The following is a 10,538-nucleotide window of genomic DNA, read 5'->3' on the forward strand; positions in this document are numbered from 1 at the left end:
TGTGCGCAAGCGCCTGCCGCGAGGGCGCGATCGGCATGGTGAACGGAAAAGCCAAGCTGCTGCGTGAGGACTACTGCGACGGACTCGGAAATTGCCTGCCGGTCTGCCCGACCGGAGCGATCAGCTTCGAAGAGCGCGAGGCAACCGCTTTTAACAAAGCGGAGATGTTCAATGAAGCGGCGGCAAATGCCGCGAAAAAAGCGGAAGAATCCTGCGGCTGTCCGGAGACACAATCGAAAAGCATCAGGCATGAGAACGAGTCCTGCGCTTGCGGGGGTCATACGGAAGAGAAAGCGCCCGATGCACTACCCTGCGGCTGTCCGGGAACGCAATCGAAAACCATCAAACACAACGCGAGCGAACTGTGCGGCTGCGAGAGTGAAGCGTGTTCCTGCGGAAATGAGAACGCCCACGAGGGCGGTGCGAGAAACACCAGCAAGTTGTCGCAGTGGCCGGTACAGATCAAGTTGGTGCCGGTGAACGCGCCGTATTTTAACAACGCGAACTTATTGGTAGCTGCCGACTGCACGGCATATGCTTACGGCGATTTTCACAACCGGTTTATCAAGAACAAAATCACGCTGATCGGATGTCCGAAGCTCGATATGGGCGACTATGCCGACAAACTGACCGAAATCATCAAAAACAACAACATCAAGAGCGTCACGGTCGTGCGTATGGAAGTGCCCTGCTGCGGCGGAATTGAATACGCGGTCAAGACCGCGCTGCAAAACAGCGGGAAATTTATCCCATGGCAGGTTGTCACGATCGGGACCGACGGGGAAATTTTAGACGAGTAAAAAATCAGTATAAAAATTGACGAAACAGGAGAAATATGATATGTTAGAAAAGGTATACGAATTCTACACCGGAGCTGAAAAGAGCATCGAACGGGTGATTATGGACGAAAACGTCCATCTGATGCGTATGGTATTGCCGAAAGGCGACGCGCTGCCCGAGCACTGCACCAACGCCAACGTCTACATGATCGTGGCGAGGGGCACCCTCTCGATTTCACTTGAAGACGGCGAAAGAAACGAATATGCGGCGGGGCATGTGCTGAACATTCCCGAACACATCAAGATGAACGTGAAGAACTTTTATGACGAGACCTTGGAGTTATTTGTTGTAAAGGCGCCCGCACCGAAAAAATAAAATTAAAAACAGACGGAGGAACAAAAAATGTCGATGTTTTGTTATCAATGCCAGGAGACAGCCGGGGGAAAGGGCTGCACGATGCGCGGGGTCTGCGGAAAGACCGAGGAGGTCGCAAAACTGCAGGATCTGTTGATCTACACACTCAAGGGTATTGCTCAAATTGTTGTCAAAGCTAAAATCGACGTCGGGTCAATCGGTGAGGTCAACGGCGAAGTGCTGAACAGTTTGTTTATGACCATCACGAACGCCAACTTTGACGACGGCGCAATCGAGAAACAGATTGTAAAAATGCTCAAAGTCCGGGATGAACTGGTGAAAAAGCATCTTGTTCCGGGCCTGCACGACGCGGCGGTGTTCGGGGTGAAGACAAGGGAAGAGATGCTCGCAAAAGCCGCCGAAGTCGGCGTGCTTTCCACCGATAACGAAGACATGCGCTCGCTGCGCGGGATGGTCACCTACGGGCTTAAAGGTATGGCGGCTTATGCCGAACATGCGGCCAACCTCGGTAAGACAAGCAATGAAATCACGTCTTTTATTTTTGAAGCGCTTGCGGCGACGTTGAATGACGACCTGACCGCCGACGAACTGGTCGCGCTGACGCTGAAAACCGGCGAATACGGTGTCAAAGTCATGGCGCTGCTCGACGAGGCCAACACGGCGCGGTTCGGTAATCCCGAGATCACCGAAGTCGACATCGGCGTACGCCAAAATCCGGCGATTTTGATCTCAGGACACGACCTGAACGATCTGGAGCAATTATTGGAACAGACCGCCGGGACCGGCGTGGACGTCTACACCCACAGCGAGATGCTGCCCGCGCATTATTATCCCGCGTTTAAAAAGTATCCGCACTTTGCGGGCAACTACGGCAACGCGTGGTGGAAGCAGACGACCGAATTCGAGACTTTTAAGGGGCCGATTTTGTTCACAACCAACTGCATCGTGCCGCCGAGAAGCGAAGAAGTCCGCAGCCGGATTTTCACAACCGGTTCTGCGGGATTCCCCGGATGCAGGCATATTGTCGCCGGCGAAAACGGCAAAAAGGACTTTTCCGAGATCATCGAGCTGGCGAAGACTCTGCCCGTGCCTATAGAGATCGAGAGCGGAAGAATCGTGGGCGGATTTGCGCACAACCAGGTGTTGGCGCTGGCCGACAAGGTTGTCGCTGCGGTCAAATCAGGCGCAGTCAAGAAGTTTTTCGTGATGGCGGGCTGCGACGGCAGAATGAAATCTCGCGAATATTATACCGAATTCGCCGAAAAACTGCCCAAGGATACGATTATTCTGACGGCAGGGTGTGCAAAATACCGCTATAACAAGCTCGGGCTCGGGGACATCGGCGGGATTCCGCGCGTGCTCGACGCAGGGCAGTGCAACGACTCGTATTCGCTGGCGGTGATTGCGCTCAAGCTCAAAGAGGTCTTCGGGCTTGACGATATCAACAAGCTGCCGATCGTGTTCAACATCGCCTGGTATGAGCAAAAAGCCGTCATCGTGCTGCTTGCGCTGTTGTATCTCGGGGTGAAGAACATCCATCTCGGACCGACGCTGCCGGGGTTTTTATCGCCGAATGTCGCAAAAGTCCTCGTTGAAAAGTTCGGGATTGCGGGCGTCGGAAGCGCAGACGAGGATATCGCGTTGTTTTTGAATGCATAAGTTGAGGAGGTATAAATTATTATGAAAGCGACCATTGACAGAGGGGGCTGCATCTCGTGTGGATTGTGCGTCGAGACCTGCCCGAAAGTGTTTCGAATGGCAAAGGACGACCTTGCCGAAGTCTATACGGACCCGGTACCCAAAGAAGAGGAAAAGAGCGCAGTTGAGGCGCAGGAGAACTGCCCGGTTTCCGTGATCAAAGTAGAATAAAATTGTGTAGGGGGGCGCCTCAACGCCCCGATAATCAAATGCAATAAAAACGGCATCGAGGGAGATAATCCCTCGGTGTCGTTTTTTGTTGAAAGCAGTCGAACGGTATGATATATTAAAAGCAGAAACCGATGAGAGCGGAAGGATGGACAATTTGATGAAAATCGCAGTGGTGCACGGACAGACGCACAAGGGCGTTACATACGGGATGACAAGCACGTTTTTAAGGAATCTGATGGGGACGGAGGATGAACTCACCGAGTTCTTTTTGCCTAAAGACGGGCCGGATTTTTGTTACGGCTGCTACAACTGCTTTTTGAAAAGCGAGGAAAAATGTCCTTCGGCGAACAAGGTGCAGCCGATTGCAAAAGCGCTTGAACAGGCCGATGTGATCGTGCTGGACACCCCCGATTATGTCATGGAGATGAGCGGGGCAATGAAAAACCTGATGGACCATCTGGCTTATCGTTGGTTTTCGCACCGGCCGCACGGCGCGATGTTTTTAAAAGTCGGCGTGACGATCTGCAGTTCGGCAGGCGCTCCGACGGCCAATGTGACGAAGTCCATGGCGAGGCAGCTGAAATGGATCGGCGTGCCGAAAGTCTATCGGTTCGGATTGGCGTGTCAAACAGCTCCCGGCGAAAAGCCGAGACCAGAAAAACAGGCGCAGATTGATCGAAAAGCCGAAAAGCTCGCAAAAGCCGTCCGCAGGCGCGCCGAACATCCACACACCGGTCTGCGCATTAGATTTATGTTTTGGTTATTTAAAGGGATGCAAACCGACGATAAAACCGCGTGGAATCCGGTTGACCGTGACTGGTGGATCAGACAGGGGTGGACAAAGAAAACGAAACCCTGGAAGAATAGCTGAATATTATCGTCAGTAATCATAAGACATATATGATCATATGCCAGAATGTATAACGGTAATGAATTAAAACAAAACGTATATTTTAGCAATATGTAAATAAAGACATGCTGCCTTTTATTTTATTAAGATTTGAATGATAGTTCCTTTTTATGCTGCAAATGAATGCCGATATGGCCGACGCCGAAAAGAACGGCCGAAATCATCAGCCAGATCACCTTGCCATAGACGCCGAGCAGGAAAAAGGCTGCGACCGGCAGGATAGCTCCGGCAACTGGGATGCCGATAAAATCACTGTAAAATGCAGCCATCGTCTTCGGACCGGTGAAATAGCGAATCCACCAGCATTCGTAGAGCAGTAAAACGATAAAAGCGGTGATGAGCCACCAAGTCCAATTTTTCCAACCGTGGAAATTGAAATCGGAGAAGATCAGAACGAGTATAAAAGTCGAGGCCTGCCCGACCCGTTCAAAGATCAGCAGGATTTTGTTCTCTTTGGGTTCCTCGAAATCTTTTGGGAGATTTTTTGACCAAATCAGGTTCGGGATAAACATCATCAGCAAAAAGATCAGGCCCAAATACGAAAACCCGAAATGACCCATAACTATTCCTCCCAACAATTAACGATGTGATCTATTTTAGTGTCAGCCGATACGATCAAATATCTTATAGCACAGGTAAGTTAAATAAGGGGACGGACATTTTTTCTGACCAAAATCCCATGCCCTGTATTTTAAATAGATGGATTCCGGCGTAAAAAATCCTTCGCCGTCTTGTTTGCTTTTAATGAGGTCTATCATTTCTGAAAAACGCTTATCTCTGTGGGCAAACGGATATTTGCTGACCGCATCCGCTACGCTGATCAGGTCATACCAACAGGAGGGCGCTTTGAGTTTGCGGAAGTCGGTGCCCATGTAAAACAAATAAGGATGCTGTGTCATGCTGTTTTCCCATAAATCAAGCAGGACATTTACGGCGCTCGTTGCAATGTCCGAAGATCGGTATGACGGGATTTCAGCCAGCAAATTCGCCATGAGGAGAGTGGCATAGGGGCAGCAGTCCTCCTTTTTGCCCGGTCCCCGAAATCTGCCGAGTTCCGAAGATACGCAACACAGGAAGCCGTTATCGCGGCATAATGAAGCTAAATACTCCGTACCGGTTCGGATTTGCTCATAATCAATACCGGCTTTTATCAGAATCGTGAATAAAATGGGCGCGTCGCAAAGACACCAGGAGAATGCATCTTCTCCGGTACCCCCGAAATGCCGCGGGATATTGACGACCGATTGGCAGACGCCGTGTTCGTCTCTGTTTTTCAGGATAGCCCGGATGGCGATTTCGATTTCGGGGACATCCGTATCCAGTCCGAGATCCAGCAAAAACAGGAGTTTATGCATCGGCAAGTCGGGGTTTTTGTGACTGAGGACTGGCATATTGTGAAATTCGCAAATGTCCTTCAAACAGGATTTGATTTTTTCGTCCCTCAGGACGTTTTTGCGAAGGTCTTTCAGTTTTTCTTTGGGTCCATGCAGCAGATTCAGATGAATGGCATATTTAAGCCAATCCTCGCTGCGATCCAACAATGCCTGATAATTCATTTCTGTCGACCTCCCGAAAACGACTTCCTGCTTTTTTATGAGCGTAAATTGCGGAGTTTAAAAATTTCTTTATGAAATATATTCCATCAACCATTTTACCACGCCGTCTTGATTGTTGGAAGCGATCACGGCGGTGGCTTTTTCTTTTAACTCGGGCGCGGCGTTCTCGACGGCGTAGCACTCGTCGGAGATTTCGAACATCGCAAGATCGTTTTCAGCGTCGCCGAACGAGACAATTCTGTCACAGCCGAGATGCTGTTTCAGCCACAGCGCGGCGTTGGCTTTAGAGGCGCTCACCGGTAAAATTTCCAGCCATCGAGCACCCGAATAGATGTCCCTTGCAAAGACGCAGTAAAACCGGGGGTCAGTTTTAAGCAGGTCGTAAACCGGGGCAAGCTCATCTTCTTCCTCGATACAGCTGAAATAAAACAAGTCGCCCTCATACGCTTGCTCGGGTCGATCGACATCGCGCCTGCGGAGATCGCCTTTGCGGTGGTTGAGAAAATGCTGCTTGCCGGCGTTCAGCCGTTCGGAAAAGAAAGAAAATTTTTCAATGCCGCCGATATGGGCATAAACAAGCGGGTAGATTTGAACTCCTGTTAATACAGATTGTATATAATGCGCTTCGGATTGCGAAAAGTAATTGGATAGCAATATCTGACCGGTCGCGTGGTTGACGACAAATGCACCGTTGTAGGTGATGACCGGGAAATCGCAATTGAGCCCGGCGGTGACTTTTTGCGCTGTGTATAAAGAGCGGGCGGTCGCATAGGAAAAAATAAGACCCGCACCGATCAGCTCATTGAGAGTTTTTGCCGTAAAATCGGACAGCTTCGCTTCGCTGTTCAATAGGGTGCCGTCCAAATCGGAGAGATAGAGTGTCTTCATAATTTATTTGAATGCCAGAGTCGCCCAAAAGGTCGGGACGCCGCGGTCGCGCAGAAGGCCGCTGCTGTTATAATCTTCGAACAAATCGCGAAGGGTGAATCCGGCTTTTAATTGCCCGCGAATCTGCTCCTCGAGCGTGTGCGAAAACTGGACGCCGCTGTCGTCTTTTTCAAGCGACGCCATCAGCGCCGGGTCTTTGAGCGGGTTGAACGGCAGATAGTGTTTGATCTCGTGCTCGTCGTCACCGTCGAACAGGTAGTTGAAGCCGTTGTCCAGCCCCGCCATCAGAATGCCGCCCTTTTTAAGAATGCGAAAACATTCGTTCCAGACCGGCTGAACCTGCTCGATATAACAATTCGAGACCGGGTGGAAAATGAGGTCAAAGCTCTCGTCGGGAAACGGCAGGGGTTTAGTCATATCGGCGCGGATGGTGTTGATGGTGTAGCCCTCACGCGCAGCGACCATGAGTTCGCTGGCAATTTGCTTTTCGGAATAGTCCAGCACCGTGCAGTCGGCACCGAGCGCCGCGAAAATCGGCATCTGTTGTCCGCCGCCCGAGGCGAGACCGAGCACCTTTTTACCCGAGAGGTCGGGAAACCAGTCCGTCGGGACGGGTTTGGTCGGGGTCAAGACCATCTGCCAATCGCCGTTTTTGGCGGCGATAAACTGTTCGTGGGTGATCGGGACGCCCCACTCCCAGCCGTTTTCGATCCAGCGGTCGATGGTTTTGGAATTTTGATCGGTGTAGTTCATGATGTTCTCCTGATGTTACTTATTATTAGGCGGCTTGTACGCGCCGAGATCCTTCGACTGCGCGCGGTTGTTGTTTTAATATCTTTAACAGACTGGTTGTCGCGCTCCACTCAGGATGACAGGCGGGATATGGGCATCCCGCCCAACTCAAAAATATTTACAGCAAAGAAAGCCGCATCGGGGTGAAGTGAGACGGGGTGGGAATTTTGAACCCGAGTTGTTCATAGACCGGCTTACCCATCTCGGAAGCGGAGAGTTCGAGATAAGAGCAGTTTTCGCGCTTGGCAATATCGATCAGCAGGTTCAGGCAGGCGGTCGCACATCCCTGTTTGCGGTGTTCGGGGAAGGTGAAAACGTTGAGGATTGTCCCGATTTTACCGGTCGACCAAGAGGTGTTTACAGGTTTTTCGGAGATTGCGAGATATGCCGTCGAGACCGGTTGACCGTCGATTTCGACGATAGCGACAAAGAAATCGGTATTCAAGTGGCGTTTTATGTAGGACGTGAGGTTGGCAGTTAGGGCCGCTTTTTCCTCGGGAGTGAAAGTCTGTCCTTCGGAGGTGAAGTAGTCAAAACGCGGTTTGACCAGCAGTTCGAGATCGTTTTGATCAGCCATTCGGATGTTCATGGGATATTCCTTTCGGGTGAGATTTTGAGAGTGGTAATGAACTACCTCGGCATTGCGTGCCACCCCTCCATAGAGGGGAATTTTAGCTGCGGATTCTTCGTTGCAGGCAAATAGGTCTTATTTCTTTCCCCCGGCAGCGAAAGTGATGCCTGCCGAAAAATCCCAGAGTTTTTCGCCCGATTGATATTTTTCGATGCGCTGATCGTATTTGCGGTTGATGAGGGAGATAAGCGTTTCGAAGATATTGCTGTTGTCTGGGTTATAAGGTGCGACAGCGAGGACATCCATTTTGATCTCTTTCAGTCCCGCTTTTTCAAGATTTATCGGATAATCGCGCAGGGAGAGCGGGTATTTTTTAATGTCGCTCAGCTTGTTTTTTCCGGCTTCTGACCAGAGCTTGTCAAAGAGCGCCTTTTCTTCATCCGCGTCTTCGGGTTTCCACATCTGGGAGTTGATACCGCCGCCGTGAATATTCAGAACGGTCAGCGTTCCGCCCGATTTTAATACCCTTTTCTGCTCGCTGATAAATAAATTCGGATCGCAGAAGTCGATGACCGTATAGGAATAGCACAGATCAAAAGAATTATCCGGAAAGGGCAGCGCTGTCGCGTCTGCGTTGATAAATGTACAATCGATGCCGAGTTCCTTTGATTTCTTCTTGGCGTATTCGATGTGTCCTGTGTCAAGATCAATCCTGTGACCGTGTGTTCGGCAGAAAGTTTTAATGCGGTGACAGAAGATGCCGCTTCCGCAGCCCACTTCCAAAACCTTCATACCTTCGCGAACGCCGATAAGATTCAGCCACAACTCCTTGTTGCCATCATAAAATCGGAGCGCGCGGGAGCGGTAGAGTTCTTCGGTGTATTGCACATAGGTGGACTAATAATTGTTCATCTAAAATAAACTTCCGCGACACCGCAAAACGGCGTCGAACCTCTATATTCCGATACAAAAAAACTGCACCGTCTTTCAAAATCAAACGGAACATCACATCGGGTGAATATCGGCAAGCGTCCAGCCGCAGACGCGGAGATTTGATTATACGAAAACTACCGTATTTTGTCAAGCAAGATTTTTACTTTTCTTTGCAGTTGGCGCAGGCATGAGAAAACCGCTCATCATGAAAATCAGCGAGAACGCCGCGCCCATGACAGCGGTGTAGCCGGTTTTGTAAAACACATAGCCCCACAAGGTGAAATGGGTCACGCCGAAAGCCCAGAGGCCGAGGCAGGTGAGGCCGTAAAGCACCGGGATCATGCCGACGCAGAGCAGCCAACCGTAGCGGGCGGGCTTTTTAAACCCATGACCCATCCACGTTTGTAAGTTGGTCTTGGGTTCGAGCACCCCGAAAAAGTTGGCTTTCTTCAAGTTGGCGTTGACCGACCAGGCGATCAGCCAAGCAAAGATCAGCGCTGTGACGCCGATGTCGATGGTGAGGTTGATGTAATTTTGCGGCATGGTGATGGTCTCGATTTGATTGTTTTTGTTCAGAAAATAGGCGATGATGCCGTTCAGGATGCCGTTGACGAAAAACGAGATAATCGTTTGCACGGCGACATACTTTTTCAACTTATCAGTCATTGCGCATTTCCTCCTAATTCCGTTAGGATTTTGACCTGATAGTCAGGGATGGTGCCGTTGGAATCGGGGCCGACGTTCAGCAGCAGGCGGCCTTTTTTCGGGACGACCTCGGTGAGGATATCACGCACTTCTTTGGCGGTGATATAGTCCTGCGGACGGCTGAGTCGGTTATAGCCGAAAGATTTATCCATGCCGCGGCAGATCTCGAAATACAACCCGTTTTCTTGCCAGTCGGCGGTGTATTCGAGGGTGCGGAAATCGTAATATTTGGCGTCAAGCAGCTTGCCGGGGTTTTCGCGCAGCATCTTTTTGGCGGCGCTGTTGACGAGCGAGCGCCCGATGGGGTTGCGCAGCCCATTCGGCCACTGACCCCAGCGGTCGTTGACTACGCCCTCGGGGACAGCTTTGTAAAAATAGGCGAACAGTTCTTCAAGGCGGGGATCGGTCGGGTAGCCGATGTCGCCCCAGAGCACGTCGGGATGATAGCGGTCGATGATCTCTTTCCAGTGGCTGAAACAATAATCGCAGTAGGTCTTGGAGTTGTCGTTATGTAAAAACAGGTCGCCGGCGCTGTCGATGGGCTTTTGGGTAAACGTCCAATCGAGCAGCGAGGAGTAATAGACACCGAAGCGCATACCCCGCTTGCGGCAGGCGGCGGCAAGGTTGCCGACATGGTCGAAATCGAGGTGATAATCGGGCATTTTGGGGTTTTCGACCTTGGTGTCGAACAGCACAAAACCGTCGTGGTGCTTGCTGACGACCACGACATATTTTGCTCCCGCTTGTTTGAACAGATCGGCCCAGTGCTCGACGTCGACGTTTTTGGCGGATTGCTTGAACTCCTCGGCGAAAGCGGTATAGGATTTGCCGCCGAAATGCTCTTTGTGATAGAGGTTCGCGGGGCTGCCCTTGATGCGCATACTGTTTTGATACCAATCGGCATACGGAATATTTTTAAACATGTACTCGGGAGGTTTTTCGCGCATCAGTTTGGCGTAGTCGTCGACATCGACCGGAGCAAAAGCAGGAACGCTTGACGGGCCCCAGTGGATGAAAATGCCGAAATCAGCCTCTTTGAACCATTGCGGGGGATTTTGGCGGTGGATATTAAAGGTTTCCATGTGTTGTTTACCTCCCATATTTAAATTTGGGTCTTGACTAGAACAGAGGGTTATCACGGAACAATTTCAAGAGGATG

At 50.7% G+C, this 10,538-nt stretch carries 13 protein-coding genes; 5 read left to right on the forward strand and 8 right to left on the reverse strand.

What is annotated here, in order from left to right:
* The 5 genes from PKH29_00600 to PKH29_00620 all read left to right on the forward strand — a co-directional run.
* On the forward strand, positions 1-800 hold an 800-nt coding region (locus tag PKH29_00600; protein HNX13336.1), incomplete at its 5' end, for a 4Fe-4S binding protein.
* Positions 801-840: 40 nt separating this feature from the next.
* Positions 841-1,155 (forward strand): cupin domain-containing protein, encoded by a 315-nt coding sequence (locus PKH29_00605; GenBank protein HNX13337.1) that lies wholly within the window; start codon positions 841-843, stop codon positions 1,153-1,155.
* Positions 1,156-1,182: 27 nt separating this feature from the next.
* Complete coding sequence (gene hcp, locus PKH29_00610; GenBank protein ID HNX13338.1) at positions 1,183-2,814, forward strand: hydroxylamine reductase; 1,632 nt, start codon at positions 1,183-1,185, stop codon at positions 2,812-2,814.
* Positions 2,815-2,835: 21 nt separating this feature from the next.
* Positions 2,836-3,024, forward strand: coding sequence for a ferredoxin (locus tag PKH29_00615; GenBank protein HNX13339.1), 189 nt, complete (start codon positions 2,836-2,838; stop codon positions 3,022-3,024).
* A gap of 145 nt (positions 3,025-3,169) precedes the next feature.
* Positions 3,170-3,895, forward strand: coding sequence for an NAD(P)H-dependent oxidoreductase (locus PKH29_00620; GenBank protein HNX13340.1), 726 nt, complete (start codon positions 3,170-3,172; stop codon positions 3,893-3,895).
* A gap of 122 nt (positions 3,896-4,017) precedes the next feature.
* On the opposite strand, the gene PKH29_00625 is transcribed toward PKH29_00620, so the two are convergent.
* The 8 genes from PKH29_00625 to PKH29_00660 all read right to left on the reverse strand — a co-directional run bounded on the left by PKH29_00625 (position 4,018) and on the right by PKH29_00660 (position 10,461).
* Positions 4,018-4,494: a hypothetical protein gene (locus tag PKH29_00625; GenBank protein ID HNX13341.1), complete on the reverse strand. Its 477-nt coding sequence runs from the start codon at positions 4,492-4,494 to the stop codon at positions 4,018-4,020.
* 42 nt (positions 4,495-4,536) lie between these two features.
* A complete protein-coding gene (locus PKH29_00630) occupies positions 4,537-5,490 on the reverse strand; it encodes a hypothetical protein (GenBank protein HNX13342.1) in 954 nt (317 codons plus the stop codon).
* Between the two features lie 69 nt (positions 5,491-5,559).
* Positions 5,560-6,378 (reverse strand): HAD family hydrolase, encoded by an 819-nt coding sequence (locus PKH29_00635; GenBank protein HNX13343.1) that lies wholly within the window; start codon positions 6,376-6,378, stop codon positions 5,560-5,562.
* Between the two features lie 3 nt (positions 6,379-6,381).
* A complete protein-coding gene (locus PKH29_00640; GenBank protein HNX13344.1) occupies positions 6,382-7,131 on the reverse strand; it encodes a class I SAM-dependent methyltransferase in 750 nt (249 codons plus the stop codon).
* A 157-nt stretch (positions 7,132-7,288) separates the two neighbouring features.
* On the reverse strand, positions 7,289-7,759 hold the full coding sequence (locus PKH29_00645; protein HNX13345.1) for a GNAT family N-acetyltransferase: 471 nt from the start codon (positions 7,757-7,759) through the stop codon (positions 7,289-7,291).
* A 117-nt stretch (positions 7,760-7,876) separates the two neighbouring features.
* On the reverse strand, positions 7,877-8,629 hold the full coding sequence (locus PKH29_00650; GenBank protein ID HNX13346.1) for a methyltransferase domain-containing protein: 753 nt from the start codon (positions 8,627-8,629) through the stop codon (positions 7,877-7,879).
* 192 nt (positions 8,630-8,821) lie between these two features.
* Positions 8,822-9,340 (reverse strand): hypothetical protein, encoded by a 519-nt coding sequence (locus PKH29_00655; protein ID HNX13347.1) that lies wholly within the window; start codon positions 9,338-9,340, stop codon positions 8,822-8,824.
* Positions 9,337-10,461: an alpha-L-fucosidase gene (locus tag PKH29_00660; protein ID HNX13348.1), complete on the reverse strand. Its 1,125-nt coding sequence runs from the start codon at positions 10,459-10,461 to the stop codon at positions 9,337-9,339. Before PKH29_00660 ends, PKH29_00655 begins: the two co-directional genes overlap by 4 nt.
* Positions 10,462-10,538: the final 77 nt, after the last annotated feature.

It is taken from the genome of Oscillospiraceae bacterium (assembly GCA_035353335.1).
GTDB lineage: Bacteria > Bacillota > Clostridia > Oscillospirales > JAKOTC01 > DAOPZJ01.

Coding starts and splice junctions, on each gene's coding strand:
- PKH29_00655 (HNX13347.1), bottom strand. CDS start 9,340: ATGACTGATAAGTTGAAAAAGTATGTCGCCGTGCAAACGATTATCTCG.
- PKH29_00630 (HNX13342.1), bottom strand. CDS start 5,490: ATGAATTATCAGGCATTGTTGGATCGCAGCGAGGATTGGCTTAAATAT.
- PKH29_00605 (HNX13337.1), top strand. CDS start 841: ATGTTAGAAAAGGTATACGAATTCTACACCGGAGCTGAAAAGAGCATC.
- PKH29_00625 (HNX13341.1), bottom strand. CDS start 4,494: ATGGGTCATTTCGGGTTTTCGTATTTGGGCCTGATCTTTTTGCTGATG.
- PKH29_00645 (HNX13345.1), bottom strand. CDS start 7,759: ATGAACATCCGAATGGCTGATCAAAACGATCTCGAACTGCTGGTCAAA.
- PKH29_00635 (HNX13343.1), bottom strand. CDS start 6,378: ATGAAGACACTCTATCTCTCCGATTTGGACGGCACCCTATTGAACAGC.
- PKH29_00615 (HNX13339.1), top strand. CDS start 2,836: ATGAAAGCGACCATTGACAGAGGGGGCTGCATCTCGTGTGGATTGTGC.
- PKH29_00640 (HNX13344.1), bottom strand. CDS start 7,131: ATGAACTACACCGATCAAAATTCCAAAACCATCGACCGCTGGATCGAA.
- PKH29_00660 (HNX13348.1), bottom strand. CDS start 10,461: ATGGAAACCTTTAATATCCACCGCCAAAATCCCCCGCAATGGTTCAAA.
- PKH29_00620 (HNX13340.1), top strand. CDS start 3,170: ATGGACAATTTGATGAAAATCGCAGTGGTGCACGGACAGACGCACAAG.
- hcp (HNX13338.1), top strand. CDS start 1,183: ATGTCGATGTTTTGTTATCAATGCCAGGAGACAGCCGGGGGAAAGGGC.